At 69.1% G+C, this 25,754-nt stretch carries 24 protein-coding genes; 10 read left to right on the forward strand and 14 right to left on the reverse strand.

What is annotated here, in order from left to right; translation table 11 throughout:
- Positions 1-89 precede the first annotated feature (89 nt).
- The 6 genes from C3Y15_RS01670 (at position 90) to C3Y15_RS01700 (ending at position 6,775) form a co-directional block, all read left to right on the forward strand.
- Complete coding sequence (locus C3Y15_RS01670; protein ID WP_014723110.1) at positions 90-590, forward strand: MerR family transcriptional regulator; 501 nt, start codon at positions 90-92, stop codon at positions 588-590.
- Positions 587-2,143 (forward strand): MFS transporter, encoded by a 1,557-nt coding sequence (locus C3Y15_RS01675; protein ID WP_059460797.1) that lies wholly within the window; start codon positions 587-589, stop codon positions 2,141-2,143. Before C3Y15_RS01670 ends, C3Y15_RS01675 begins: the two co-directional genes overlap by 4 nt.
- Positions 2,144-2,181: 38 nt before the next feature.
- Positions 2,182-3,012: a M90 family metallopeptidase gene (locus C3Y15_RS01680; protein WP_011884984.1), complete on the forward strand. Its 831-nt coding sequence runs from the start codon at positions 2,182-2,184 to the stop codon at positions 3,010-3,012.
- Between the two features lie 160 nt (positions 3,013-3,172).
- The gene (locus C3Y15_RS01685) at positions 3,173-3,436 is read left to right on the forward strand and encodes a type B 50S ribosomal protein L31 (RefSeq protein WP_011884985.1); all 264 of its coding nucleotides are present in this window, start codon (positions 3,173-3,175) and stop codon (positions 3,434-3,436) included.
- Between the two features lie 229 nt (positions 3,437-3,665).
- Positions 3,666-5,423: a hypothetical protein gene (locus C3Y15_RS01695; protein WP_059475037.1), complete on the forward strand. Its 1,758-nt coding sequence runs from the start codon at positions 3,666-3,668 to the stop codon at positions 5,421-5,423.
- Positions 5,424-5,425: 2 nt separating this feature from the next.
- Entirely contained in the window at positions 5,426-6,775 is a 1,350-nt protein-coding gene (locus tag C3Y15_RS01700; protein WP_034195402.1) for an MATE family efflux transporter, read from the forward strand.
- Positions 6,776-6,790: 15 nt separating this feature from the next.
- Here the strand turns inward: C3Y15_RS01700 and lipA are convergent, their stop codons facing one another.
- The 6 genes from lipA to C3Y15_RS01730 form a co-directional block, all read right to left on the reverse strand.
- Positions 6,791-7,756, reverse strand: a complete 966-nt coding sequence (gene lipA, locus C3Y15_RS01705) for a lipoyl synthase (protein WP_034195401.1) — start codon at positions 7,754-7,756, stop codon at positions 6,791-6,793.
- 2 nt (positions 7,757-7,758) lie between these two features.
- Positions 7,759-8,874, reverse strand: coding sequence for an acetoin dehydrogenase dihydrolipoyllysine-residue acetyltransferase subunit (locus C3Y15_RS01710; RefSeq protein ID WP_034195400.1), 1,116 nt, complete (start codon positions 8,872-8,874; stop codon positions 7,759-7,761).
- A 4-nt stretch (positions 8,875-8,878) separates the two neighbouring features.
- On the reverse strand, positions 8,879-9,883 hold the full coding sequence (locus C3Y15_RS01715) for an alpha-ketoacid dehydrogenase subunit beta (protein WP_046426131.1): 1,005 nt from the start codon (positions 9,881-9,883) through the stop codon (positions 8,879-8,881).
- A 61-nt stretch (positions 9,884-9,944) separates the two neighbouring features.
- A complete protein-coding gene (locus C3Y15_RS01720; RefSeq protein WP_014723114.1) occupies positions 9,945-10,928 on the reverse strand; it encodes a thiamine pyrophosphate-dependent dehydrogenase E1 component subunit alpha in 984 nt (327 codons plus the stop codon).
- Between the two features lie 76 nt (positions 10,929-11,004).
- Positions 11,005-11,781, reverse strand: coding sequence for an SDR family NAD(P)-dependent oxidoreductase (locus C3Y15_RS01725; protein ID WP_011884992.1), 777 nt, complete (start codon positions 11,779-11,781; stop codon positions 11,005-11,007).
- Positions 11,782-11,840: 59 nt separating this feature from the next.
- Entirely contained in the window at positions 11,841-12,899 is a 1,059-nt protein-coding gene (locus C3Y15_RS01730; protein ID WP_034195399.1) for an NAD(+)/NADH kinase, read from the reverse strand.
- Between the two features lie 513 nt (positions 12,900-13,412).
- On the opposite strand from C3Y15_RS01730, the gene C3Y15_RS01735 reads away from it, so the two are divergent.
- Complete coding sequence (locus C3Y15_RS01735; protein WP_124259647.1) at positions 13,413-15,332, forward strand: sigma-54-dependent Fis family transcriptional regulator; 1,920 nt, start codon at positions 13,413-13,415, stop codon at positions 15,330-15,332.
- Positions 15,333-15,369: 37 nt separating this feature from the next.
- Here the strand turns inward: C3Y15_RS01735 and C3Y15_RS01740 are convergent, their stop codons facing one another.
- Both C3Y15_RS01740 and C3Y15_RS01745 read right to left on the reverse strand, forming a co-directional pair.
- On the reverse strand, positions 15,370-15,804 hold the full coding sequence (locus C3Y15_RS01740) for a carboxymuconolactone decarboxylase family protein (protein ID WP_011884995.1): 435 nt from the start codon (positions 15,802-15,804) through the stop codon (positions 15,370-15,372).
- On the reverse strand, positions 15,788-16,249 hold the full coding sequence (locus C3Y15_RS01745) for a MerR family transcriptional regulator (protein ID WP_011884996.1): 462 nt from the start codon (positions 16,247-16,249) through the stop codon (positions 15,788-15,790). The genes C3Y15_RS01740 and C3Y15_RS01745 overlap by 17 nt, the downstream gene beginning before the upstream one ends.
- Before the next feature lie 307 nt (positions 16,250-16,556).
- Here C3Y15_RS01745 and C3Y15_RS01750 point away from each other — a divergent pair, with 307 nt between their 5' ends.
- The gene (locus C3Y15_RS01750) at positions 16,557-17,159 is read left to right on the forward strand and encodes a helix-hairpin-helix domain-containing protein (protein ID WP_011884997.1); all 603 of its coding nucleotides are present in this window, start codon (positions 16,557-16,559) and stop codon (positions 17,157-17,159) included.
- 75 nt (positions 17,160-17,234) lie between these two features.
- Complete coding sequence (locus tag C3Y15_RS01755; RefSeq protein WP_011884998.1) at positions 17,235-17,666, forward strand: YidB family protein; 432 nt, start codon at positions 17,235-17,237, stop codon at positions 17,664-17,666.
- Between the two features lie 127 nt (positions 17,667-17,793).
- Here the strand turns inward: C3Y15_RS01755 and clpB are convergent, their stop codons facing one another.
- Entirely contained in the window at positions 17,794-20,391 is a 2,598-nt protein-coding gene (gene clpB, locus C3Y15_RS01760; RefSeq protein ID WP_059460799.1) for an ATP-dependent chaperone ClpB, read from the reverse strand.
- A gap of 154 nt (positions 20,392-20,545) precedes the next feature.
- On the reverse strand, positions 20,546-21,064 hold the full coding sequence (locus C3Y15_RS01765) for an Rrf2 family transcriptional regulator (protein ID WP_059460800.1): 519 nt from the start codon (positions 21,062-21,064) through the stop codon (positions 20,546-20,548).
- Between the two features lie 252 nt (positions 21,065-21,316).
- On the opposite strand from C3Y15_RS01765, the gene C3Y15_RS01770 reads away from it, so the two are divergent.
- On the forward strand, positions 21,317-21,889 hold the full coding sequence (locus tag C3Y15_RS01770; protein ID WP_045579048.1) for a group III truncated hemoglobin: 573 nt from the start codon (positions 21,317-21,319) through the stop codon (positions 21,887-21,889).
- A 70-nt stretch (positions 21,890-21,959) separates the two neighbouring features.
- Here C3Y15_RS01770 and C3Y15_RS01775 read toward each other — a convergent pair whose 3' ends face one another.
- The 4 genes from C3Y15_RS01775 to thrC all read right to left on the reverse strand — a co-directional run bounded on the left by C3Y15_RS01775 (position 21,960) and on the right by thrC (position 25,752).
- Positions 21,960-22,436 (reverse strand): molybdenum cofactor biosynthesis protein MoaE, encoded by a 477-nt coding sequence (locus C3Y15_RS01775; protein ID WP_011885002.1) that lies wholly within the window; start codon positions 22,434-22,436, stop codon positions 21,960-21,962.
- Positions 22,437-22,494: 58 nt separating this feature from the next.
- Entirely contained in the window at positions 22,495-22,752 is a 258-nt protein-coding gene (moaD, locus tag C3Y15_RS01780) for a molybdopterin converting factor subunit 1 (RefSeq protein ID WP_059460801.1), read from the reverse strand.
- An 18-nt stretch (positions 22,753-22,770) separates the two neighbouring features.
- On the reverse strand, positions 22,771-24,018 hold the full coding sequence (gene glp, locus C3Y15_RS01785; RefSeq protein ID WP_041493838.1) for a gephyrin-like molybdotransferase Glp: 1,248 nt from the start codon (positions 24,016-24,018) through the stop codon (positions 22,771-22,773).
- 282 nt (positions 24,019-24,300) lie between these two features.
- Positions 24,301-25,752 (reverse strand): threonine synthase, encoded by a 1,452-nt coding sequence (thrC, locus tag C3Y15_RS01790; protein WP_059460802.1) that lies wholly within the window; start codon positions 25,750-25,752, stop codon positions 24,301-24,303.
- Between the last annotated feature and the right edge of the window lie 2 nt (positions 25,753-25,754).

A 25,754-nucleotide genomic window follows, 5' to 3' on the forward strand; every position in this document is an offset into this window, starting at 1 on the left:
GGCGGCCGTTTTTTCGCGCCAACCTATACGTGAACGTACAGGTTTATCTATAATACGAACCATCGTCTCCACTCAAGCCCGAACATCCGATGTCGAACGAAGCCCCCACGCCACTGCTGACCGTCAGCGACGCCGCAGCGCGCCTCGGCGTCACGCCGCGCACGCTGAAGTACTACGAGGAACGCGGGCTCGTCACGCCGTCGCGCAGCGGCGGCCGCTACCGGCTGTACGACGAAGCCGCGCTCGAACGCTTCGCGCGCATCCTGCGGCTGCGCGCGCTCGGCTTCTCGCTGCACGGCATCACCGAGATGTTGAAGCGCCCGCTGGAGCAGACGGACGATGGCCGGCGCCGCTATTCGGACGCCTCGTTGCGCGACATTCGCACCGGGCTCGCCGCGCAGATCGGCACGCTCGACCAGCGGATCGCGGCCGTGCAGCGCGAGCTGAAGGAAGCCGTCGCGCTGCGCAAGGAGTTGCAGCACGACCTCGACTACATCGAACGACGCCTGGCCGGCGAAAACCCCGATGCGCTGATGGCGCAGCGGCGCGCCGAAGCCGGCGCGCGACGCGCGCGCAAGGACCGCGAATGAACGTCGCGCCCGGTCGCTCGCCGCTGTGGAGCCGCGCGAACCTGCGCGCGGACCTGCTCCCGTGGGCGCTCGCGCTCGTCACCGGCATCGACTACTTCGACAACGCGGCGTTCTCGTTCTTCGCGAGCTACATCGCCGGCGGCATCAATGCGTCGCCGGACGAACTCGTGTGGTCGTCGAGCGCGTATGCGGTGACGGCCGTGCTCGGCATTCTGCAGCAGCAATGGTGGGTCGACCGGCTCGGGCATCGCCGCTACGTGGCGGGCAGCATGCTGATGTTCTCGCTGGGTGCCATCGCCGCCGCGCTCGCCGACACGTCGCTCGAACTCGCGTTCGCCCGCGGCTTCCAGGGCTATTTCATCGGCCCGATGATGGGCGCGTGCCGGATCCTGATCCAGGGCAGCTTCAAGCCGCAGGAGCGCGCGCCCGCCACGCGCGCGTTCCTGATCATGATCCTGCTGGGCAGCGCGCTTGCGCCGATCGTCGGCGGGCTGCTCGTCGCGCATTCGACGTGGCGTGCGCTGTTCGCCTGCACGGCGCCGTTCGGCATCGCGTTCGCGGCGCTCGCGTTCGTCACGCTGCCCGACTCGGGCAGGACGCTCGACGACGAGCGCGGCCCCGGGCATTTCTGGCCCTACGTCGTGTTCGCGCTGGCGCAAGGCGCATTGCAGATCGTGTTGCAGCAGGTGCATTACCAGCTCTACAGCGGCTCGCCGACGCTGATGCTGCTGACGTTCGCGGGCATCGGCGCGCTCGCATGGTTCGCGTATCACCAGTGGCACCATCCGGCGCCGCTCGTGCGGCTGCATGCGCTGCGCGAGCGCACTTTCCAGGTCGGGCTGCTGCTGTACATGTTCTATTACTACGAGTCGACCGGCTTCAGCTACCTGACCTCCCGGCTGCTCGAACGCGGGCTCGGCTATCCGGTCGAGAACGCCGGGCGGCTGGTCGGCACGATGTCGCTGATCTCGGCCACCGCGCTGTTCGCGTACCTGCGGCATGCGAAGCGCGTCACGCACAAGAAATGGTTCGTGGTGCCGGGGTTCGCGATCGCGATCGTCGCCGCACTGTGGATGACGCGGATGACGCCGCAGGTCGGCGACGCCGCGCTGGTCGTCCCGCTGCTGCTGCGCGGATTGCTGCTGCTGTTCATCGTGCTGCCGGTCGCGAACCTGACGTTCCGGATCTTCGCGATCGACGAGTACACGCACGGCTACCGGCTGAAGAACATCGTGCGCCAGTTGACGATCTCGTTCGCGACGTCGTCGGTGATCATCGTCGAGCAGCACCGGCTGGCCGTGCACCAGACGCGGCTCGTCGAGCGCGCGAACGTGTTCGACCCGCTGTTCCAGCAGAGCGTCGACACGCTCACGCGCGGCTACGCGGCCGCCGGCCACGCGCTCAGCGACGCGCACGCGCTCGCGATCGCATCGATCGCGCGGATGGTCGCGCAACAGGCGTCGTTCCTCGCGTCGCTCGACGGTTTCTATTACCTCGCGGGCGTCGCGCTCGTCGGCGGCCTGTTCGCGGCATGGCAAAAAGAGATCGATTGAGTTAAAAGACAGGCTTTGGATTTTCCCGCGCCGCCTCCATGCTCTCGAAACTGACCCGCTGGTTCGACGACCGCCGCCGCGATCGCGCGCTGCGCAGCCACCCGATCCCCGATGCGCTGTGGGACGACACGGTCGCGCGCCTGCCCTTCCTCGGCGCGCTTGCGCCGGACGACCAGCGCCGGCTGCGCGAGCTGACGAGCCTGTTCATCGCGCGCAAGTCGTTTTCGACCGCGCACGGGCTCGAGCTGACCGACCGGATGATCGTCGCGATCGCGGCGCAGGCCTGCCTGCCGGTGCTGAATCTCGACTTGTCGCTGTACGACGGCTGGGTCGGCATCGTCGTGTATCCGGGCGAATTCGTGATCCGCAAGACGGTGGAGGACGAGAACGGCGTGGTGCACGAGGTCGAGCAGGACGCGAGCGGCGAGGCCTGGGAAGGCGGCCCGGTGATCCTGTCGTGGGAAGACGCGCAGATGACCGACGGCCGCGACGCGTACAACGTGGTGATCCACGAATTCGCGCACAAGATCGACATGCTGACGGGCGCGGCCGACGGCTACCCGCCGCTGTTTCGCCGCTGGCACGCGCCGCACCTCGATGCGCAGGCGTGGGCCGACGTGTTCGAGCACGCCTACGACCAGTTCTGCGCGCGCGTCGATGCGGTGCCGGAGCGCGCGTGGGCGCGCTTCGAGCGCGACTCGCTGATCGATCCGTATGCGGCCGATCACCCGTCGGAATTCTTCGCGGTGTGCAGCGAGGCGCTGTTCGTGCGGCCGCAGGCGTTCGAGTCCGAATTTCCGGAGCTGTACCGGCTGCTCGCCCGCTACTATCGGCAGGATCCGGCCGGCACGGGCGCGCTCGACGCATGATGAAAATTAATCGTCAACCGTCTGATTTTCTGGCATAATCGCCGTTTTTCGACCTTAGGCAAGTGGCTCGCGCCGGGCTTGACGGCGGCCGAATCGCACGAATGCGTGCGGTCCGGTACGGCAAGCGGCGGGTTGGCTACCGCTCTCACCAAGGAACATCATGAAACCTGGCATTCACCCGGACTACCGCGAAGTCGTCTTCCAAGACATGTCGAACGGCTTCAAGTTCATCACGCGCTCGACGATCCAGACGCGTGAAACCATCGACCACGAAGGCAAGACCTACCCGCTCGCCAAGATCGAAGTGTCGTCGGAATCGCACTCGTTCTACACCGGCCAGCAGAAGATCATGGACACGGCAGGTCGTGTCGAGAAGTTCAAGAACAAGTTCGGCGCACGCGCCAGCGGCAAGGTCGCGAAGTAAGCTTCGCACCGATCCGGTGGTTGCAACGCACCGGTACCGCACAAAAGGGCAGCCCAGGCTGCCCTTTTTTGTCGCCGCTCGCCGGGACAGCACACGCGCCGGCACCCAGCGCGGCAATCGTCTGACGCGCACCGGCCGTCGCGTCTACAATGCCGGATGCTCGAATCCGGCCCGCCCGCGCACGATCGTGCCGGCCGCCTGCCCATAACAAATCAAATCGCTGATCTGCATGAAGCCTGTCGTTCGTCTCACCGCCTCCGCCACGCGCGCGCTGCCGCGCTGGCTGCTGCTCACGCTGTGCCTCGTCTATGCGGCGTTTGGCCTGTTCGGCCGCGACCCGTGGAAGAACGAGGACGCCGCGGGCTTCGGCGTGATGTGGACGATGGCGACCGGCGGCTGGCACGACTGGCTGCTACCCAATCTGGTCGGCAAGTTCATCACGACCGACGGGCCGCTCGGCTACTGGCTCGGCGCGCTGTCGATCCGCGCGCTCGCGCCGTGGGTCGACGCGAGCAACGCGTCGCGCGTCGATACGGGCGTGCTGTTCTGCATCGCCTGCGCGTTCGTCTGGTACGCGGCCTACCTGCTCGGCCGACGCGCCGAGGTGCAACCGTTCAAGTACGCATTCGGCGGCGAGCCGGAGCCGCGCGACTACGGCCGCACGCTCGCCGACGGCGCGCTGCTGATTCTCGTCGCCTGCTTCGGCCTCGCCGAGCGCGGCCATGAAACCACGCCGCAGCTCGCGCAGTTCGCGTGGATCGCGATGTTCGTGTACGGCATCGTGCGCGGCATCGACAAGCCGATGCAAGGCGCGCTGTGGTGGGGCGCCGCGGTCGGGCTGGTCGCCTTGTCGGGCAATCCGGTGCTGGTGGCCGCGTTGCTGGCCGGCACGGCCGTGCTGTGGCTCGTCACGCCGGAGATGCGCAACCTGCGCCTGCCGCTGGTCGGCGTCCCGCTCGCGGCCGCGATCTTCGCGCTGTGGCCGCTCGCCGCCTTCAACGCGACGCCCGACGACGCCGCGTGGTTCTTCAACCAGTGGATCCATGGCAGCCTGATGCGCTTTTCGGGCCCGCCGACCGCGGTGCTCGGCTACGCGGCGAAGAACCTGCCGCTGTTCACGTGGCCCGCGTGGCCGCTCGCGATCTGGGCGTGGTGGAGCTGGGCCGGCATGCGCCGCCGCGCGCATATCGCGATTCCGCTGTCGGTGGTGGTGCCGCTGGTCGCGCTCGTGATCCTGCAGAGCCAGCAGTCGAACCGGATGTACATGCTGCTGCTGCCGCCGCTCGCGGTGCTCGCGACCTTCGCGCTGCCGACGCTCAAGCGCGGCGCGATCAACGCGTTCGACTGGTTCGCGGTATTGAGCTTCACCATCCTCGGCACGTTCGTCTGGCTCGTGTGGCTGGCGTCGCTGACCGGCTTCCCGCACCCGCTCGCGCGCAACCTCGCGCGCCTCGTGCCTGGCTACGAGCCGCATTTCAAGATCCTGTCGTTCATCTGCGCGGTGGTGGTCACCGTGTGCTGGTTCGTGCTCGCGCGCTGGCGCGTGTCGCGTCAGCCGAAGGTGCTGTGGCGCAGCGTCGTGCTGTCGGGCGCCGGCACCACGCTGATGTGGGCGCTGCTGATGACGCTGTGGCTGCCGATCGTCAACTATGGCCGCACCTACAGCGATGTCGCGCGACAGATCGCGTCGCACCTGCCGAAAGACTATGAATGCATCTCGCCCGTGCGGCTCGGCGACGCGCAGCTCGCGACGTTCGCGTATTTCGGCGACATGCACTTCGAATTCTCCGGCGAATGCGACGTGATCCTGCGCCAGGACCGCGCGGACTTCGGCGAGCCGAGCGCGATGTCGCAATACGTCTGGCGTCTCGTGTGGGAAGGCCGCCGCGTCGCCGACCGCGACGAGCGCTTCCGGCTCTACGAGCGCATCGAGCGGCCGAAGACGCCCGTCAAGCGCCGTGGCCCGCGCCACCGCGCGGTCGAGTGACGATGCTCGCCGACATCCGCCGGATCGTCGGCCTCGCATGGCCGGTGTTGGTCGGCCAGCTCGCGATCATCGCGTTCAGCGTGATCGACACCGCGATGGTCGGCCGCTATTCGGCCACCGATCTCGCCGCGCTCGGACTCGGCTCGTCGATCTACGTGTCGGTCTACATCGGGCTCACCGGGATCCTGTCGGCGCTGCAGCCGATCACCGGGCAGCTGTACGGCGCACGGCGCTATGCCGAGATCGGCGAGGAAGTCCGGCAGGCGCTGTGGCTCGCGCTGCTGCTCGCGGTGCCCGGCTTCCTGCTGCTGCACTTTCCCGACGCGCTGCTGCAAGCGGCGCACGCGCCGCCCACGCTGCACGACCGCACGGTCGAATACCTGCGCATCCTGTCGTACGGCCTGCCGGCGAGCCTCGTGTTCCGCATCTACAACGCGCTCACCAACGCGGCCGGCAAGCCGCGCCTCGCGATGATCCTGCAGATCGGCGCGCTGCTGCTGAAGTTTCCGCTCAACGTCTGGTTCGTGTTCGGCGGCTTCGGCGTGCCGGCGCTCGGCGGCCCCGGCTGCGGGCTCGCGAGCACGCTGATCAACTGGGCGCTCGCGGCGATCGGCTTCACGCTGCTCGCGAAGCTCGACGTGTTCGCGCCGCTCGCGATCTTCTCGCGCTTTTGCTGGCCCGTGTGGGCACGCCAGAAGGCGATCCTGCAGCTCGGCGTGCCGATGGGGCTGTCGTACCTGATCGAGGTCACGTCGTACACCTGCATGGCGCTCTTCATCGCGCAGTTCGGCACGACCTCCCTCGCCGGCCACCAGATCGCCGGCAATATCGGCGGCGTGCTGTACATGACGCCGCTGTCGATCGGCGTCGCCGCGTCGACGCTGGTCGCGCGTGCGCTCGGCGCCGGCCGCCACGACGAGGCGCGCCTGCTCGGCCGCCACAGCGTGATGCTCGCGTGCGCGGTCGCGGCCACCTACGGCGTGCTGGTGTTCGTGCTGCGTCCGCTCATCGTCGGCGCGTACACGCCCGATCCGGCCGTCGCCGCCGCGGCGCTGCCGCTCGTCGCGATCGTCACCTGCTACCACTTCTTCGACGCGCTGCAGGTCACCTCCGCGTTCGTGCTGCGCGCGTACAAGGTCGCGGTCGTGCCGACCGTGATCTACGCGATCGCGCTGTGGGGCGTCGGGCTCGGCGGCGGCTATCTGCTCGGCTTCGACGTCGGCGGCATCACGCCGGCCTGGCTGACCGGTGCGCGCGGCTTCTGGTTCGCGAACACGCTCAGCCTGATGCTCGCCGGCGCCGGCCTCGCGGTCTATCTGCGCCGCGTGAGCCGCGCGCAGGCTGGCGCCTGACGCGCGGCTGGCGGCTCACGCGGGCTTCAGCACGTCGGCCGCGTGATACGACGAGCGCACGAGCGGGCCTGCGACGACTTCGCGAAACCCCAGCGCCAGCGCCTCGTCGCGCCACGCGTCGAACGCGTCGGGGCTCACGTAGCGCCGCACCGGCAGATGATGCACGGACGGCGCCAGATACTGGCCGAGCGTCAGCACGTCGACCTCGTGCGCGCGCAGGTCGTGCAGCGTGGCGCGCACCTCGTCGTCGCGCTCGCCGAGCCCGAGCATCAAGCCCGATTTCGTCACGAGTGCCGGCCGCGCGGCCTTCGCCTGCGCGAGCAGTTCGAGCGAGCCGCGATAATCGGCGCCGGGCCGCGCGGCCCGATACAGCGACGGCACCGTCTCGATGTTGTGATTGAACACGTCCGGCCATGCCGACGACAACGCGTCGAGCGCACGCGCGACGCGGCCGCGAAAATCGGGCGTCAGCACCTCGACGCCGATGCCCGGCACGCGTGCGCGCACCGCCGCGATGCAGGCGGCGAAATGCGCGGCGCCGCCATCGCGCAGGTCGTCCCGATCGACCGACGTGATCACGACGTAGCGCAGCCCGAGCGCGGCCGCCGCCGCGGCGAGCCGCGCGGGCTCGTCGGGATCGAGCGGCTCGGGACGGCCGTGCGCGACGTCGCAGAACGGGCAGCGCCGCGTGCACAGCCCGCCCATGATCATGAAGGTCGCGGTGCGCTGCGCGAAGCATTCGCCGATGTTCGGACACATCGCCTCCTCGCAGACGGAATGCAGCCGATGATCGCGCAGCACGGCCGCCATGTCGGCGACCGCCCCGCTCGACATAGGCCGCGCCCGCAGCCACGACGGCTTCGGCAGCGCCGCGCCCGCCGCGGGCTCGACGCGCACCGGAATGCGCGCGAGCTTGTCGCGGCTGCGCGCGCCCGGCTGGCCGAGCGCGGTGAGGCTGGGTCGTTCGAGCGCGGCGGCCATCGTCAGTCTCCGAGAAACGCGACGATCAGGCGGTTCACGTCGGCAGCCGCCTCCATCTGCACCATGTGGCCGCTGCCGGCGATCACCTCGGCGCGCACGCCGTCCGGCAAGCCCTGCGCGTGCTGCGCGGGAATCACCTGGTCGTGCTCGCCCCAGATCACCAGCGTGCGCGGCGCGAGCGACGCGACGCGATCGCGGAACACGCGCCGCTGGGCCGCGCCGTCGAACGCCGCGTTCGCGATCTTCTCGAGCGCCGCCTGCACGCCTTCGAGCCGCTTGTACTTGACGAGATCCTCGACCAGTTGCCGCGTCACCAGCGCGTGATCCGCGAACAGCGCGCCGAGATGCGGCTTCAGCGTGTTGCGGCTGTTGCCCGCGACGAAGCCGTCGATGTAATCGCGGTTGATGTCGGCGCCGAGCCCGGCGCTCGCGATCAGCGTCAGCGACGCCACGCGTTGCGGCGCGCGCTCGGCCGCCGCCATCGCCACCGCGCCGCCCATCGAATGGCCGATCAGGTGCGCGCGCTCGATCTGCTGCGCATCGAGCAGCGCGAGCACCGCGTCGGCCAGCTCGTCGAGGCTGCCGGTCTCGACCGCCTTGCCGGACTCGCCGTGCCCCGGCAGGTCGAGCGCCCACACCGGCCGATGCGCGGCGAGTTCCGCGTGATTGAACAGCCAGTTGTTCAGATCGCCGCCGAAGCCGTGAATCAGCACGGCCGGCGTGCCCGAGCCGTCGCCGAGCTTCAGGAACCGCAGCGTGCGCCCGCCGATCTGCGCCTTCTCGGGCTGCGGGCCGGCCGCGTCGTCGGCGGCCGCGCTCGGCACGAAATCGCGCTGGAATTCGGCGATCGCCGCGTCGATGTCGGCGTCGCTCGCATCAGCTGCGGCGACCACGCCGAGCAGCGCGCCGACCGGCAGCGTCTCGCCTTCCTGCGCGACTTGCCGGCGCAGCGTGCCGTCGAACGCGCACTCGACGCCCGACGAAATCTTGTCGGTCTCCACGTCGAGCACTTCGTCGCCCTTCGTCACGCGCTCGCCGATCGACTTCAGCCAGCCATTGACCTGCCCCTGCTCCATCGACAGCCCCCACTTGGGCATCGTGATCATGTGAATCGACATCGTGTCAGCTCCTCGTCTTCAGTACCGCCTGCGCGATCGCATCGGCGGACGGGATGTACAAGTCTTCCAGCACGCCGGCGAACGGCGTGGGCGTGTGCGGCGCGGTCACCAGCTCGATCGGCGCCTGCAGCGAGCGGAACGCGCGCTGCGCGACGAGCGCCGCGATGTCGGTGGCGATCGAGCAGCGCGGGTTCGCCTCGTCGACGACCACCACGCGCCCGGTGCGCTCCGCGCTCTCGAGGATCGTTTCCTCGTCGAGCGGCGACGTCGTGCGCAGGTCGATCACGTCGACGTGAATGCCGTCCTTCGCGAGCTTCGCGGCCGCGTCGGTGGCGAGATGGACCATGCGGCCGTAGGTGACGATCGTCGCGTCGTCGCCTTCGCGCACGATGCTGGCCTCGCCGAACGGGATCGCATACGATTCCTCGGGCACCTCGCCTTCCCGCGTGTAGAGCAGCTTGTGCTCGAGGAAGATCACCGGGTCGTTGTCGCGGATCGACTGGATCAGCAGGCCCTTCGCGTCGTACGGCGTCGACGGGCACACCACCTTCAGCCCCGGGATATGCGTGAACAGCGACGTGAGCATCTGCGAATGCTGCGCCGCCGCCCGCAGGCCGGCGCCGTACATCGCGCGGATCACCACCGGCGTGACGGCCTTGCCGCCGAACATGTAGCGGAATTTGGCGGCCTGATTGAAGATCTGGTCGAAGCACACGCCCATGAAGTCGATGAACATCAGCTCCGCGACGGGCCGCATCCCGCACGCGGCCGCGCCGACGGCCGCGCCGATGTAGCCGCCTTCCGACAGCGGCGTATCGAGCACGCGGCCCGGAAACTTGTGGAACAGCCCCTTCGTCACGCCGAGCACGCCGCCCCACGCGTCGTCCTCGCCGGGCGCGCCCGCGCCGCCTGCATTGTCCTCGCCCATCACGATCACGCTGTCGTCGCGCGCCATTTCCTGCGCGAGCGCCTCGTTGATCGCCTGCGAATAAGTGATCTTCCTTGCCATGTCTGTCTCCTGGAATATTCGGTTCGCCGTGTCGGCCGGCAGTTGCTCGGTCAGGCCGCGCTCACGGATACGACACGTACACGTCGGCGAGCAGGTCCGCCGCATCGGGCAGCGGCGCGGCCTTCGCCTGCGCGACCGCGTCGTCGATCAGCGCCTTCACCTGCGCATCGACCGCGCGCAGTTCGTCGGTGGTCAGCACTTCGGCGCGCACCACGCGCGTTTCGAAGTGCTTCAGGCAGTCCTTCTCGTCGCGCAGCTTCTGCACTTCTCCCGGCGCGCGGTAAGTCTGCGCGTCGCCCTCGAAGTGGCCGAAGTAGCGCGTGAACTTCACCTCGACGAGCGTCGGGCCGCCGCCGTTGCGCGCGCGTGCGACCGCTTCGCCGAGCGCTTCGTGCACCGCGAAGAAGTCGAAGCCGTCGACGATCACGCCCGGCATCCCGAAGCCGTTCGCGCGGTCGGCGATGTTGTCGGTCGCGACCGACCAGCTCGCCGACGTCGCTTCCGCATAGCCGTTGTTCTCGGCGACGAAGATCGCCGGCAGCCGCCACACCGACGCGAGGTTCATCGATTCGAAGATCACGCCCTGGTTCGATGCGCCGTCGCCGAAGAAGCACACGCCGACGCCGCCGGTCTTCTTGTGCTTCGCCGCGAGCGCCGCGCCGCAGACGAGCGGGCCGCCCGCGCCGACGATCCCGTTGGCGCCGAGCATCCCCATCGCGAGGTCGGCGATGTGCATCGAGCCGCCCTTGCCGTGACAGACGCCCGTCTTCTTGCCGTAGATCTCGGCCATCATCCCGTGCACGTCGACGCCTTTGGCGATGCAGTGGCCGTGGCCGCGATGCGTGGTGGCGACGTAGTCCTCGAGGCCGAGGTGCAGCATCGTGCCGACCGCGGACGCCTCCTCGCCCGCATACAGGTGAACGAAGCCGGGGATTTCGCCGGTCGCGAACTCGACGTGCAGGCGCTCCTCGAATTCGCGGATGGTGCGCATCAGCCGGTAGGCGTCCAGCAGCGTGTCCCTGCTGAGCTGGGTCGAAACGGTCATGTGTGTCTCCTGAGTAGGTCTGACTGCGAATGCCGCCGCAGCCGCGCCGCGGCGACGGATTGCTCGGCGTGCGTGGTCAATGGAACGTGAAGCCGCCGTCGACGTTCACGGCCTGGCCGGTCACGTTGTCCATCGTCGCGAAGAACAGCGCGAGGCGGCCCATGTCTTCGGGCGTCTGCGCGCGGCCCTGCGGGATCAGCGTGAGCTGATGCCGCTGCCACGATTGCTCGACCGATTCGCCATCGGTCTTCCATTCGTCGGACAGCCGGTCCCACATGTAGGTGCGCACGATGCCCGGACAGATCGCGTTGACGGTCACGCCGTCGCGCGCGAGTTCCTTCGCCAGTGCGTTGGTGAAACCGACCACCGCGAACTTCGATGCGCTGTAGTGGGCGAGATTCGGGAAGCCCTCCTTGCCGGCGATCGATGCGACGTTGATGATCCGCCCATGCCCCTGCGCCTTCAGATGCGGAAGCGCCGCGCGGCAGCCGAGGAACGTGCCCTTCGCGTTCACGTCCATCACGAAATCCCAGTCGCGCTCGCTCAGCGCCTCGACCGGATGAATGCTGATCACGCCCGCGCAATTCACCATGATGTCGAGCCCGCCCAGCTCGGCGAGCGCCTGCGCGACCATCGCGTCGACCTGCGCGGCCTGCGTGACGTCGACCTTCGCGAGCACCGCCCGGCGGCCGAGCGCGCGCACTTCGCGCGCGGTCGAGTCGAGCGCGTCGTCGAGCAGATCGGCCAGCAGGATGTCGGCGCCCGCCGCCGCGAGCGTCAGCGCGATGCCGCGGCCGATGCCGCGCGCACCGCCGGTCACGATCGCGACCTGGCCTTCCAGAGGGGTTGTCATGGCGATGTCTCCGTGTTCGTCGTTATGGATATCGAAATGGCTTGCCGGTACACGCACCTTCAATCGCGCCACGCGCCGGCTTCGCGCAGCACCTGTCGTGACGACGCGTAGCGCAGCGTGCGGCCGACGTCGACGGTCAGCGGCCCGTGCCAGTCGAGCGCGATCTCGTAGCGCTCGCCGCGCGCGACCTCGATCTCGCGCTCGCCGTCGAATGCGAGCGTGCCGCGCTCGAACGGGATGGTCTGCCATGCACCGGGCTCCAGCCGCTCGCAGCTGCGCATCACGACGCGATCGACGCGCCCCGGTGCGATCGGCGCGACGAGCGGCGTGCCGTCCGTCCGCCCGTCGACGGCAAAGCGCATCGCGAGCCCGTGCGGCGCGCTGCGCTCGAGCGGCGCCCATGCGCCGCCGAGCGCGGACAGGCCGATGCCGTCCGGCTCCGCGAAGGTCAGGTAGAGCGTCTCGATGTCGGCCGGCCCGGTGACCGCACGCGCGCCGATGAAGCGCTGTCGCGCCGCGCACACGTCGACCAGCGCGATCTCCTCGCGCCCCGCGTTGGCCCCGGCGATGCAGCGCACGACGAGCCGCTTGTTGCGCACGAACGCGATCTCGGCCGGCACCGCGCCGGTCGCGGCGAGCCCGGCCGCGACGCCCGCGACGGTTGCCTCGCGATGTTCGGGAAAGGCGTTGTTGGTGCCGGTGGACAGCGCGACGAGCGGCGTCGCGCCGCAGTGCGCGGCGACCGCGCGATGGGTGCCGTCGCCGCCGAGCACGACGATCAGCGACACTTCCATCCGGTGCATGTAGGCGGCGCCCGCCTGCGTGTCGGCGACGCTGTCGGTGATCGGCAGATCGACGAATTCGACCTCGGGCCAGCGCTCGTGCGGCGCGACCGCGCGGTGCGTATCGAGCGCACGCATCAGCAGCGTCGCGATGCCCGTCTTGTCGCGCAAGGTCAGCACGCGCTCGACGCCCATCGCGCCGAGGCCGGCGAGCAGGCGCACGACCATGTTGGCCTTCTCCGCGGTCGGGAACACGGATGCATGCGTCGTCAGACGGCGAATGTCGCGCCCCGATGCGGGGTTCGCGATCACGCCGACGGTCACGGGCGTCGTCACGGGCTTGTCTCCATCCATTGGGCCGGCGCTCGCGCAGCGGCCCTGCATGTCTCGTCCGCCGTCATCGAGGGCAGCGGATCGTCGTCGCCGACGCGAACGCGCCGGGCTTGCCGATCACATCTGCAAGCGGCGTGCCATCGTGCGCACCACGACCGCGAAACCCGCGCGGATACAGGCTCGGCACCGCTGCCGGGCGGTGACGCAGGCCGGCGCGACGGCTCGCCGCCGCACGAAACGCCCCGTGCGTCTCACGCGGCCGAGTCGCACGGGTGGCTGCCGCGGCGACGTCGCCCATCGCGCGGTTCGGCCGCCGAGCCATGCGTGTCGCGGCACGGCGCGCGCCGGCCGAACGTCGCGGCCGGCCCGCCCGCGCGTCTCAACGGCGCGAGACGGCCGAGATCGCGCTGAGACGAACGTCTCACGCGTGCCGCGTGCTGCGATGCAATGTGATCCGCGCAAGCGGATGTGCTACAAGAAGGTCGAATTCCCTGCCGTATGGAACCGGAGCCGACCATGCCCTATGCCGTCCCCCAGGCCCAGCACGCCGATCGCGTCCTTGGCGCGCTCGCCGGACGCCTGCCCGCGCCGGCCGAATCCGCGCGTCTGGTGTCGTCGTGGCAGCGCTCGCTCGAGCGCTACGCGCTCGATCCCGCGTCGTCAATCGGCCCGCGCGTGCTCACCGCGGCCGAGCTGCGCGAGGTGCGCGACAAGGAAGAGGCGTTCCTGCGCGCGTCGGGCCAGTGCCTCACGCGCCTGCACGACATGATTCGCGTTGCAGACTATTGCGTGATGCTGACGGACGCGCACGGCGTGACGATCGACTACCGGATCGAGCGCGACCGCCGCAACGATTTTCGTCATGCGGGGCTGCACATCGGCACCTGCTGGTCGGAAAGCGAGGAAGGCACCTGCGGCGTCGCGAGCGTGCTGACCGATCTCGCGCCGATCACCGTGCACAAGACCGACCACTTCCGCGCCGCGTTCACCACGCTGACCTGCAGCGCCGCGCCGATCTTCTCGCCGGGCGGCGAGCTGATCGGCGTGCTCGACGCATCGGCCGTGCAGTCGCCGGACAGCCGCGACAGTCAGCGCCTCGTGTACCAGCTCGTGCGGCAGAGCGCGGCGCTGATCGAGGACGGCTACTTCGTGCACAGCACCGCGCAGCACTGGATTCTGTTCGGTCATCCGAACCGTCATTACGTCGAGGCGCAACCCGAATGGCTGATCGCGTTCGACGAATGCGGCAACATCATCGCCGCGAACCGGCACGCGCGCGACGCGCTGCCGGCGCTGAACGAGCCGCGCCATATCGACGAGATCTTCGATGCGACCGAGATGCCGCTGCGCGACGCCGCGCGCCTCGATGCGATCGTTGCGCTGCGGCTGCGCGCCACCGGCGCGCCGCTCTATGCACGGCTGCGGGCGCCGCTGCGGCGCGCGAACCGCGAGACCGACAAGACGGCGCGCCGCCCGGGCGCCGAGCAGCGTCACGTCGGCGCGCTCACGCCGTTCCTGAACAGCAGCGACGCGCGCGTCGCGCAGCAGGCCGAACTCGCGCTGCGCGTGGCGAGCAAGCGGCTGCCGATCCTCGTGCTCGGCGAGACGGGCGCGGGCAAGGAAGTGTTTGCGCGCGCAGTGCATGACGCCGGCGCGCGGCGCGCGCGGCCGTTCGTGGCGGTCAACTGCGGCGCGCTGCCGGAGGCGCTGATCGAGAGCGAACTGTTCGGCTATGCGGCCGGCGCGTTCACCGGCGCGCGCAAGCACGGCGCGCGCGGCAAGATCGCGCTCGCCGACGGCGGCACGCTGTTCCTCGACGAAATCGGCGACATGCCGCTCGCGTTGCAGACGCGCCTGCTGCGCGTGCTCGCGGACGGCGAGGTCGTGCCGCTCGGCAGCGACACGCCGGTGCGCGTCGATCTCGACGTGATCTGCGCGACGCACCGCGATCTCGCCCGCATGGTCGCCGACGGCACGTTCCGCGAGGATCTGTACTACCGGCTGAGCGGCGCGACGTTCGCGCTGCCGCCGCTGCGCGAGCGCGCGGACGTGCGCGACGTGATCGCCGCGGTGTTCGCCGAGGAGGCGCAGGCCACCGGCCACGTGCTGACGCTCGACGCGACGCTTGCCGAAGAGCTCGCCGCCTACCCGTGGCCCGGCAACGTGCGCCAGCTGCGCAACGTGCTGCGCTACGCGTGCGCGGTATGCGACGGCGCGCGCGTGACGCGGCGCGACTTGCCGGCCGACCTCGCCGCGCAGCTCGGTGCCCGGCACGGCGCGGGCGTGCCGCCGGACGACGAGCGCGGCCGCATCGTCGCGGCGCTCACCGCCCATCGCTGGCGGCCCGACGCCGCCGCGCGCGCGCTCGGCATCTCGCGCGCGACGCTGTACCGGCGCATCGCCAAGCACCGGATCGTCGCGCCGCACCGGATCTGATCCGTCGGCGCGTTCGCCCGCCGACGCGCGCTTCGCTTCACCCGCAGTGCGCCACGGCCGCTTCCGTGCGGGCGTCGGCGCCGGCCGCGTCGACGCGCCGCGTGAACACCTCGTGCGCGGCGAACAGTGCGTTCAATGCTGCCGGAAAGCCCGCATAGACGGCCATCTGCATGAACACCTCGACGATCTCGTCGCGCGTGCAGCCGACGTTCAGCGCGGCCTCGATGTGTACCTTCAATTGCGGCTGCGCATTGCCGAGCGCGGCCAGCGCGGCGATCGTCGCGATCTCGCGCGCCTTCAGGTCGAGTTGCGGCCGGCTGTAGATGTCGCCGAAGCCGAATTCGACCAACAGCCGTCCGAAGTCCGGTGCGATCGGCGCGAGCGCCGCGATGACGCGCTCGCCCACTTCGCCGTCGATTTCCTTCAGCTTGTTCCAGCCGCGCGCAAAGCGATCGTCAACGAGTCGTTCCATGGTGTCCGTCCTGTTCCGAGGGTAAGTGAGTAGGATTTGCCCGTCGTTCCGTCTCGCGCTCCTGCTGCTCGTAGTACGCGATCTTGTCGCCGATCGCGTCGAGGCTCGCCTGCAACTCGGCGATGTGCGCGCGCACCGCATCGCGATGCGCACTGAGCAAGCGCCGCCGCGCGCCGAAGGTCGACTCGCCTTCGGCCCGCAGCGCCGCGAACTGCTGCATCTGCGCGATCGGCATGCCGGTCGCCTTCAGGCGCATCACGAACGCGAGCCAGTCCAGGTCGGCCGGCGCATAGAGCCGGTGCCCGGCGGCCGTGCGTGAAATCGCGCGCAACAGCCCGGCCTGCTCGTAATAGCGCAGCGTGTGCGTCGACACGCCGGTCAGTTCGGCGACTTGCCCGATCGTCAGCGGGCCGGCGGCGGTGGATCTGGAAACGGTTTTCGACATGGCAGGAACAAGGTTAGGAGTTAGAGTTCACTCTAAGTCAAGCACGATCGAACGGCCAGGCCCGATCGTCGTCACGCGCTGCCTCACACACCCGCCCACACCCGCGCACACCGTCAAGAATGGTCAAAAGCGCCGTGCCGCGCGGCTTTGCGTCTTTACACCGGCGCAAGCCTTCAGCAAGATGCGGGAAGCCTGTCTCAAAAAGGGCACGCATTTGACCTATGCTTAACGGCGGCACGCGGCGGGTGTCGCGTCGCCGTCGATTGCTACCGCCATCCATCCGTCCGTCCGAATCAGGGAGCCTGCCATGCTGAAGAAGCTGCTGATGCTGTTCGTCGCGCTGTCGTTGTCGCTTGCCGCCGGTCTGGCCGCTGCCGTCGAGGTCAACACCGCCGACCAGGCGGCGCTCGAAGCGGTGAAGGGCCTCGGGCCCGTGAAGTCGAAGGCGATCATCGACGAACGCACGAAGAACGGCCCGTTCAAGGATGCGGACGATCTCGCGAACCGCGTGAAGGGGCTCGGCACGAAATCGGTCGGCCATCTCGAGGAGAACGGTCTGACGATCGGCGGCTCGTCGACGCCGCCGAAGGGCGTGAAGCTGTCGAAGCCGGCCGCGACGCCGTCGGCGGCTCCGGCTCCGGCCCCGTCGGCCACGACGTCGCCGAGCGCGACCACCGGCACGCCGGCGACCGCGACCGCGCCTGCCGCCAGCGCGTCCGACGCGGCGGCCAAGCCGGCGAAGAGCAAGCGTGCGTCGAAGAAGGACAAGGCGGCAGCAGCAGCAGCGGCGTCGGCCGATGCAGGCGCGAGCGCCCCGGCCGCAGCGTCGTCCGCGAAAGCGACCAAGGGTTCGAAGAAGAAGAGCAAGAAGGACAAGGCCGCCTCCGCCGCCGCGGCGTCGGGCGCCTGACATACGCCGCGTGCGCGCGGCATTCGTTCAACGGGCGCCGTCGTACGGCGCCCTTTTCAGTGAAGGTGAAGAATCATGGGTCTCCTCGACATCGTCGGCGGTCTGATCGGCGGCCAGGCCGGCGGCAACTCGCAAAGCGCGCTCATCGCGACCGCGCTCGAATTCATCAACAACCAGCCGGGCGGCCTGAACGGGCTGATCGAGAAGTTCAAGGCCGGCGGCGCGGGCGAAGTGATCGGCTCGTGGGTCGGCACCGGCGAAAACCAGCCGATCTCGGCCGACACGCTGCAGAACGTGCTCGGCTCCGACGTCGTCGGCTCGCTCGCGAGCAAGGTCGGCATCGACCCGTCGCAGGCCTCGTCGATTCTCGCGCAGGTGCTGCCGCACGTGGTCAACGGCGCGACGCCGAACGGCGAAGTGCCGGCCGGCGGCCAGATCGACACGTCGAACGTGCTGGGCACGCTCACGCAGCTCGCCGGCATGTTCGGCGGCAACAAGCAAGGCTGAGCGCGCAGCGCACGGCCCGACGGTCCGGCGGCGGTTGCGCCGGCCCATATGCAAACGCCCCGCACGAAGCGGGGCGTTCGTTTTTGCGCGCCCGGCGCGAGCCGGGCGTGCGGGCGGCCGATGCCGCTCAGTGCACGACGCGATCGAACACGAACTGGCCGTCGCTGACGTCGACCGGGATCACGTCCTTCGGACCGAAGCGGCCCGCGAGGATCAGCTTCGCGACCGGGTTCTCGATCTCCTGCTGGATCGCGCGCTTCAGCGGCCGCGCGCCGAACAGCGGGTCGTAGCCGACCTTGCCGATCTGCTCGAGCGCCGCCGGCGACACGTCGAGCGCCATGTCGAGCTTCGCGAGCCGGTCGTGCAGGCGGGCGAGCTGGATCTTCGCGATCGATTCGATGTTGCTGCGATCGAGCGCATGGAACACGACGACGTCGTCGATCCGGTTCAGGAACTCGGGGCGGAAGTGCTGCTTCACCTCGATCCACACCGCGTCCTTGATCTCTTCCTGCGGCGAGCCGGTCAGCGACTGGATCACCTGCGAGCCGAGGTTCGACGTCATCACGATCACCGTGTTCTTGAAGTCGACCGTGCGGCCCTGCCCGTCGGTCATGCGGCCGTCGTCGAGCACCTGCAGCAGCACGTTGAACACGTCCGGATGCGCCTTCTCGATCTCGTCGAGCAGGATCACGCTGTACGGCTTGCGGCGCACGGCTTCCGTCAGGTAGCCGCCTTCCTCGTAGCCGACATAGCCCGGCGGCGCGCCGATCAGGCGGGCGACGCTGTGCTTCTCCATGAACTCGCTCATGTCGATCCGGATCAGGTGCTCTTCCGAGTCGAACAGGAACGACGCCAGCGCCTTGCACAGCTCGGTCTTGCCCACGCCGGTCGGCCCGAGGAACAGGAACGAGCCGTACGGACGGTTCGGATCGGCGAGCCCCGCGCGCGAGCGGCGGATCGCATCGGCCACCGCGCTGATCGCCTCGTCCTGGCCGACCACGCGCTCGTGCAGCTTTTCCTCGATGTGCAGCAGCTTCTCGCGTTCGCCCTGCATCATCCGCGACACCGGAATCCCGGTGGCACGCGACACGACCTCCGCGATTTCTTCAGCGCCGACCTGCGTGCGCAGCAGACGCGGACGCGTCGGCGCGTGCTGCTCCTGCGCTTCGGCCTGCGTGACCTGCTTCAGTTGCGACTCGAGCTGCGGCAGCCTGCCGTACTGCAGTTCGGCGACCTTCTCCAGCTTGCCTTCACGCTGCAGACGCACGATGTCGGCGCGCACCTTCTCGATCTCTTCCTTGAGCTGCGCGCCGCCCTGCACCGCTGCCTTCTCGGCGGTCCAGATTTCCTCGAGGTCCGCGTATTCGCGACCGAGCCGCTCGATCTCCTCCTCGATCAGCTGCAGGCGCTTTTGCGACGCCTCGTCCTGCTCCTTCTTCACGGCCTCGCGTTCGATCTTCAGCTGGATCAGCCGGCGATCGAGCTTGTCCATCTCTTCGGGCTTCGAATCGATTTCCATCTTGATCTTCGACGCGGCCTCGTCGATCAGGTCGATCGCCTTGTCCGGCAGGAACCGGTCGGTGATGTACCGATGCGACAGCTCGGCCGCCGCGACGATCGCCGGGTCGGTGATGTCGACGCCGTGGTGCAGTTCGTACTTTTCCTGCAGCCCGCGCAGGATCGCGATGGTCGCCTCGACGCTCGGCTCGTCGACCAGCACCTTCTGGAAGCGGCGTTCGAGCGCGGCGTCCTTCTCGATGTACTTGCGGTATTCGTCGAGCGTGGTCGCGCCGATGCAGTGCAGCTCGCCGCGCGACAGCGCCGGCTTCAGCATGTTGCCCGCATCCATCGCGCCTTCGGCCTTGCCCGCGCCGACCATCGTGTGGATCTCGTCGATGAACACGATCGTCTGGCCTTCGTCCTTCGCGATGTCGTTGAGCACGGACTTCAGGCGCTCTTCGAACTCGCCGCGATACTTCGCGCCGGCGAGCAGCGCGGCCATGTCGAGCGACAGCACGCGCTTGCCCTTCAGCGTCTCCGGCACTTCGCCGTTGACGATCCGTTGCGCGAGTCCTTCGACGATCGCGGTCTTGCCGACGCCCGGCTCGCCGATCAGCACCGGGTTGTTCTTGGTGCGGCGCTGCAGGATCTGGATCGAGCGGCGGATTTCGTCGTCGCGGCCGATCACCGGATCGAGCTTGCCGGCACGCGCGCGCTCGGTCAGGTCGACCGTGTATTTCTTCAGCGCCTCGCGCTGGCTTTCCGCGTCCTGGCTGTGCACCTGCGAGCCGCCGCGCACCGCGGCGATCGCGGCTTCGAGCGCCTTGCGCGTGAGGCCGTGCTGGCGCGCGAGCTTGCCGGCTTCGCCCTTGTCGTCGGAGACGGCGAGCAGGAACATCTCGCTCGCGATGAACGTGTCGTTCAGCTTCTGCGCTTCCTTGTCGGCCTGGTTCAGCAGCCCGGCCAGTTCACGGCCGATCTGGATGTCGCCGCCAGTGCCTGTCACCTGCGGCAGACGCGCGATTGCTTCGTTGAGCGCGCCTTGCAGCGCCTGCACGTGTACGCCCGCCCGCGACATCAGCGAACGCGCCGAGCCGTCCTGCTGCGCGACCAGCGCCGCCAGCACGTGCACGGGTTCGATGTATTGATTGTCGCGGCCGGCGGCGAGGCTCTGGGCGTCCGCGAGCGCTTCCTGGAACTTGGTGGTTAGCTTGTCGATTCTCATTTGGGTGAAGCCTCCAATTTTCGATTAACACCAAGATGAGGATCGTTATACGGGTTTCAAGCGAAAATCCGGTTGATTCAACTCAACAGTTGCCGGGCGGCGGGAGGCGGCCCGCACGGGCGTCAGAGGCGCCCGGCGGCAGGCGCGGCAGACGTCAATCGGCCTTGGTCGGCAAGGCGGCGGCGGCCGGTGCGTCGTCCGGCGCTGCGTCGCCGCGCGCGGGCGCGGCCGGGCGAATCCCGAGCAGTGCGACGAGCGGCGACGCGGGCACGGACAGCTCGCCGATCGTATGGCGGTCGAGCTCGGCGAAGAACGCGTCGCGCGCGGCCGCCAGCACGCCCTTGAGCTGACACTGCGGCTGGATCACGCAGCCGCGCGATTCGCCGCCGTCCGGCGCAAAGCAGCCGACCAGCGCGAAATCGTTCTCGGTGGCGCGCACGACCTGGCCGATCGTGAGCTTCAGCGACGCGGGAAACAGCCGCAAGCCGCCATTGCGCCCGCGCACCGTATCGACCCAGCCGAGCTCGCCGAGCTGCTGGACGACCTTCATCAAATGATTCTTCGAGACGCCGTAGGCATCCGAGATCTCCTGGATCGTCGCGAGCCCGTCGCCGCGCACGGCAAGGTACAGCATCACGCGCAGCGCGTAGTCGGTGTAGTCGGTGAGTCTCATGAGCGGTACGCAAAAATGTCGATCGGGCCCGATTATGCACGCTGCATCAATCGGAACGCTCGCCGGGCGGCGGGCGCGATCGCGCGACGCGATACGGTTGCCGGAATGGCCGGCGCGCAATAAGATGCATTACATCCACGCATTTTTCCGACCTTGGTCGACGCTATTTTGCGTCAAAATCGTGCGCGCGTCCTGCGCCTGAAGCGCGCAGCCGCACCGCCAACGCCCCGACTTTCCCGGCCCTTTTTCGTCATGACCTCCCTGCCCGCCTCGTCCGATACCGCGCCGGCCCGCATCCGCGACGCCGAACCGACCGAAGCCAACATCCGCGACCTCGTGTACGCGTTCTACGATCGCGTGCGCGCCGATCCGCTGCTCGGGCCGGTGTTCGATGCCAAGCTGGACGGGCGCTGGGACGCGCATCTGCCCAAAATGGTCAGCTTCTGGTCGAGCCTCGTGCTCGGCACCAGGGGCTATCGCGGCAACGTGCAGCAGGCGCATCAGCCGCTCGACGGGATCGAGCCCGCGCACTTCAGCCGCTGGCTGTCGCTGTTCCTGAAGACGGTCGAAGCGCGCTACACGCCGGCGGCGGCCGTGCGCTTCATGGAGCCGGCGCTCAGAATCGCGCAGAGCCTGCAGCTGAGCCGCTTCGGGTGGGATTATCGGATTCCGGCCGAGCAGCAGGCGCTGCTCGATGCGATCGCGCCGCGCCGCCGCGACGCGGACGACGATGGGCACGCGCTGCCGTCGCGCGCGCGCGGCGAGCCGTTCCCGGCGAAGATCATCGGGCGCGGCGTCGAGCCCGAGGCCGGCCCCGACGCCTGATGCCCGCCATGCCGATGCGCGCGCCGCGCGCGCGGCTGCGGCGAATCGCCGCGGGGCTCGTACGCGCCGCTCAGCGCGGCCGGTTGCCCGACTCGATTCCCCAGCGCGCGAGCGCCGCGTCGTCGGTGCTGCGCGCATCGACCCAGCGCTCGCCGTCCGGCGTCGTTTCCTTCTTCCAGAACGGCGCCTCGGTCTTCAGGTAATCCATCACGAATTCGCACGACGCGAACGCATCGCCGCGGTGCGCCGCGACGGTCGCGACCATCACGATCTGGTCGAGCGGCAGCAGCCGGCCGACCCGATGCACGATCGCGACGTCGATTCCCGGCCAGCGCCGGCCGGCTTCGGCGGCGATCTTCTCGAGCGCCTTCTCGGTCATGCCCGGATAGTGCTCGAGCTCCAGCGCGGCGACCGCATCGCCTTCGTTCAGGTCGCGCACCGTGCCGACGAAGCACGCGACGGCGCCGATCCGCGGATTGCGCGCGCGCAATGCCGCGACCTCGGCATTCAGGTCGAAATCGGCGGTCTGGATTCGTACTGTCGGCATCGTCTGTTCCTGTCGGCCGGCGCGTGCACGGCAGCGCCGACGCCGGCCATGTGCTCGGTCAACCGCCGGTCACCGGCGGAAAAAACGCGACTTCACACCCGTCGGTGAGCCGCGTTTCCGGGTCGGTCATCTCGTGATTGCAGGCCATCCGCAACGCACGCCCTTCGGCGAGCGTCTCGGCCCACGCGCCGCCGCGCAGGCGCAGCCACGCGCGCACGTCGCCGACGGTCGTCACGCCGTCGGGCACGTCGGCCTGCTCGTCGCACACGCCCAGTGCCTCGCGCACGCTTGCAAAGAATTTCAGCTGAATCTTCATAGGTCGGAAAACCGTCGCTTACGACAGCAGTTCGGAAAACGGAATGAAACGCACGGTCTCGCCCGCGCTGATGGCGTGCTGCGGCGGATTGTCGATCAGGCCGTCGCCCCAGACCGTCGAGGTCAGCACCGCCGAGCTCTGGTTCGGGAACAGATCGAGGCCGCCGGCCGCGTTCACGCGCGCACGCAGGAATTCGTTGCGCCGGTCGCCCTTGTGCTGCGAGAAGTCGGCGCGCAACGACAGCGCGCGCGGCGCGACGTCACGTACGCCCGACAGGCGCAGCAGGAACGGCCGGACGAACAGCAGGAACGTGACGAAGCTCGACACGGGGTTGCCCGGCAGCCCGATGAAATGCGCGTCCGCGCATGCGTCGCCGCGGCGCACCGCGCCGAACGCGAGCGGCTTGCCGGGCTTCATCGCGATCTGCCACAGCGCGAGCCGCCCCTCCGCTTCGACGGCGGGCTTCACGTGATCCTCGTCGCCGACCGATACGCCGCCGCTCGTCAGGATCACGTCGTGATCGCGCGCGGCCTCGCGCAGCGTGTCGCGGGTTGCGGCCAGCGAGTCGGGCACGATCCCGTAGTCCGTCACGTGGCAGCCGAGCCGCTCCAGCAGCCCGCGCAGCGTGAAGCGGTTGGAGTTGTAGATCGCGCCGGGCTTCAGCGGCTCGCCGGGTATCGTCAGTTCGTCGCCGGTGAAGAACACCGCGACGCGAATCCGGCGAACCACCGGCAACTGCGCGCAGCCGACCGATGCGGCGAGCCCGAGCGCCTGCGGCGTGAGCCGCGTGCCGGCCGGCAGGATCACCGAGCCCTGGCGGATGTCCGCGCCCTGCGCGGTGATCCATTCGCCGGCCTTCGGCGTGTGCAGGATCTCGACCGCGTCGCCGTCGGCCGACGTCTGCTCCTGCATCACGACGGCATCGGCGCCGGCCGGCACCGTCGCGCCGGTGAAGATGCGCGCGGCCGTGCCGGCCACGAGCGGCGCGGCCGGATGGCCGGCCGGGATCCGCTGCGACACCGGCAAGCGGCGCTCGCCATGCAGCAGATCGGCGACGCGCACCGCATAGCCGTCCATCGCGCTCGTATGCATCGGCGGCACGTCGAGCGGCGAGATCACGTCGGCCGCCAGCACGCGACCGAGCGCGTCGAGCGTCGCGACGGTTTCGACGCCGGGCAGCGGCTTCGCGGCATCGAGCAGCGCGGCGAGCGCCTCGGCGGTCGACAGCATCGGCGCGCGCGGCGCCGCGGGATTCGGGTTCGACATCGATGGAAGCGGAGATCGTTGGAATTCAATACGCCATTGTAGCGACGCTGCTGCAGCCGCGCGCGGTATGGCCGACATGCGCACACGGCGATTGCCGCGACCGGCAGGCGCGCGCACGCACGGCTTCGCGCCGGCTGACGACGGCAAACGGCAGCCGGCGCCCGCGCCCATCGCGCGAATGCCGCAGCCAAGTAAAACGGCCGGAATCCCGATCCGTGCGACGAATCGACATTCCGGCCGTAGTGCGCCGCCGGCCGCCCGCGCGGGCGGCCCGGCGCCGCGTTACGCGTCCGTGTGCGCGGCGATGAAGTCCTTCACCTGCTGCGCGTCGGCCTTCACGACGTCGAAGCGCTGCGGCAGCGCTTCGAGCCCGTCGAACGCGGCCGGCCGTTCGGCCTCGCGCTCGAGCGCTTCGCGGATCGTCTCGCCGAACTTGATCGGCTGCGCCGTCTCGAGCACGACCATCGGCACGCCGGCGTCGAGGTGCTCGCGCGCGACCTTCACGCCGTCGGCCGTATGGGTGTCGATCATCGTGTCGTAACGGGCGAACACGTCGCGGATCGTCGCGATGCGGTCCGCATGGCTGCTGCGGCCGGACACGAAGCCGAACTGCGCGACGCGCGCGAAATCGCCGCTCGCCGCGAGATCGAAGCCGCCCTTCTCGTCGACGTCGCGGAACAGCTGCATCACGCGCGCCGGATCGCGACCGAGCAGGTCGAACACGAAGCGCTCGAAGTTCGACGCCTTCGAGATGTCCATGCTCGGGCTGCTCGTGTGATAGGTGTTCTGCGCGCTGCGCACGCGGTAGACGCCGGTGCGGAAGAACTCGTCGAGCACGTCGTTCTCGTTGGTCGCGACGACCAGCTTCGCGATCGGCAGACCCATCATGCGCGCGATGTGGCCGGCGCAGACGTTGCCGAAGTTGCCCGACGGCACCGTGAACGAGACGCGCTCGTCGTTGGACCGGGTGGCCGCAAAATAGCCCTTGAAGTAATAGACGACCTGCGCGACGACGCGCGCCCAGTTGATCGAGTTGACCGTGCCGATCTTGTGCCGGGCCTTGAACGCGTGATCGTTCGACACGGCCTTCACGATGTCCTGGCAGTCGTCGAACACGCCCTCGACCGCGAGGTTGAAGATGTTCGGATCCTGCAGGCTGAACATCTGCGCGGTCTGGAACGCGCTCATCTTGCGGTGCGGCGACAGCATGAACACGCGCACGCCGGCCTTGCCGCGCATCGCGTATTCGGCCGCGCTGCCCGTATCGCCCGACGTCGCGCCGAGAATGTTCAGCGCCTCGCCGTGCTTCGCGAGCGTGTACTCGAACAGGTTGCCGAGCAGCTGCATCGCCATGTCCTTGAATGCGAGCGTCGGGCCGTTCGACAGCTCGAGCAGCGACAGCGCCGTGCCCTGCTCGGTGCCGAGCGGCTTCAGCGGCGTGATGTCGGACGCGTTCTCGCCGTGGCGCGTGTTGCTGTAGACGGCGGCCGTGTAGGTGCGGCGCGTGATCGCACGCAGGTCGTCGGCGGGCACGTCGTCGCAGAATTTCGTGAGGATCTCGAACGCGAGATCCGCATACGGCAGCGTGCGCCAGCGCGCGAGCTCGTCTGCCGACACCTGCGGATACTCGCTCGGCAGGTACAGCCCGCCGTCCTTCGCGAGGCCGCCGAGCAGGATGTCGGAAAACGTGTGGCGCTCGCCGATGCCGGCGCCGCGCGTGGAGATGTAGTTCATGT

Origin of the sequence: Burkholderia sp. B10 (assembly GCF_004368385.1) — a bacterium.
Taxonomy (GTDB): domain Bacteria; phylum Pseudomonadota; class Gammaproteobacteria; order Burkholderiales; family Burkholderiaceae; genus Burkholderia; species Burkholderia vietnamiensis.

Excerpts from the sequence above, each read along its gene's own strand:
- C3Y15_RS01670 (WP_014723110.1), top strand. The coding sequence starts at position 90 with ATGTCGAACGAAGCCCCCACGCCACTGCTGACCGTCAGCGACGCCGCA.
- C3Y15_RS01675 (WP_059460797.1), top strand. The coding sequence starts at position 587 with ATGAACGTCGCGCCCGGTCGCTCGCCGCTGTGGAGCCGCGCGAACCTG.
- C3Y15_RS01680 (WP_011884984.1), top strand. The coding sequence starts at position 2,182 with ATGCTCTCGAAACTGACCCGCTGGTTCGACGACCGCCGCCGCGATCGC.
- C3Y15_RS01685 (WP_011884985.1), top strand. The coding sequence starts at position 3,173 with ATGAAACCTGGCATTCACCCGGACTACCGCGAAGTCGTCTTCCAAGAC.
- C3Y15_RS01695 (WP_059475037.1), top strand. The coding sequence starts at position 3,666 with ATGAAGCCTGTCGTTCGTCTCACCGCCTCCGCCACGCGCGCGCTGCCG.
- C3Y15_RS01700 (WP_034195402.1), top strand. The coding sequence starts at position 5,426 with ATGCTCGCCGACATCCGCCGGATCGTCGGCCTCGCATGGCCGGTGTTG.
- lipA (WP_034195401.1), bottom strand. The coding sequence starts at position 7,756 with ATGGCCGCCGCGCTCGAACGACCCAGCCTCACCGCGCTCGGCCAGCCG.
- C3Y15_RS01710 (WP_034195400.1), bottom strand. The coding sequence starts at position 8,874 with ATGTCGATTCACATGATCACGATGCCCAAGTGGGGGCTGTCGATGGAG.
- C3Y15_RS01715 (WP_046426131.1), bottom strand. The coding sequence starts at position 9,883 with ATGGCAAGGAAGATCACTTATTCGCAGGCGATCAACGAGGCGCTCGCG.
- C3Y15_RS01720 (WP_014723114.1), bottom strand. The coding sequence starts at position 10,928 with ATGACCGTTTCGACCCAGCTCAGCAGGGACACGCTGCTGGACGCCTAC.
- C3Y15_RS01725 (WP_011884992.1), bottom strand. The coding sequence starts at position 11,781 with ATGACAACCCCTCTGGAAGGCCAGGTCGCGATCGTGACCGGCGGTGCG.
- C3Y15_RS01735 (WP_124259647.1), top strand. The coding sequence starts at position 13,413 with ATGCCCTATGCCGTCCCCCAGGCCCAGCACGCCGATCGCGTCCTTGGC.
- C3Y15_RS01740 (WP_011884995.1), bottom strand. The coding sequence starts at position 15,804 with ATGGAACGACTCGTTGACGATCGCTTTGCGCGCGGCTGGAACAAGCTG.
- C3Y15_RS01745 (WP_011884996.1), bottom strand. The coding sequence starts at position 16,249 with ATGTCGAAAACCGTTTCCAGATCCACCGCCGCCGGCCCGCTGACGATC.
- C3Y15_RS01750 (WP_011884997.1), top strand. The coding sequence starts at position 16,557 with ATGCTGAAGAAGCTGCTGATGCTGTTCGTCGCGCTGTCGTTGTCGCTT.
- C3Y15_RS01755 (WP_011884998.1), top strand. The coding sequence starts at position 17,235 with ATGGGTCTCCTCGACATCGTCGGCGGTCTGATCGGCGGCCAGGCCGGC.
- clpB (WP_059460799.1), bottom strand. The coding sequence starts at position 20,391 with ATGAGAATCGACAAGCTAACCACCAAGTTCCAGGAAGCGCTCGCGGAC.
- C3Y15_RS01765 (WP_059460800.1), bottom strand. The coding sequence starts at position 21,064 with ATGAGACTCACCGACTACACCGACTACGCGCTGCGCGTGATGCTGTAC.
- C3Y15_RS01770 (WP_045579048.1), top strand. The coding sequence starts at position 21,317 with ATGACCTCCCTGCCCGCCTCGTCCGATACCGCGCCGGCCCGCATCCGC.
- C3Y15_RS01775 (WP_011885002.1), bottom strand. The coding sequence starts at position 22,436 with ATGCCGACAGTACGAATCCAGACCGCCGATTTCGACCTGAATGCCGAG.
- moaD (WP_059460801.1), bottom strand. The coding sequence starts at position 22,752 with ATGAAGATTCAGCTGAAATTCTTTGCAAGCGTGCGCGAGGCACTGGGC.
- glp (WP_041493838.1), bottom strand. The coding sequence starts at position 24,018 with ATGTCGAACCCGAATCCCGCGGCGCCGCGCGCGCCGATGCTGTCGACC.
- thrC (WP_059460802.1), bottom strand. The coding sequence starts at position 25,752 with ATGAACTACATCTCCACGCGCGGCGCCGGCATCGGCGAGCGCCACACG.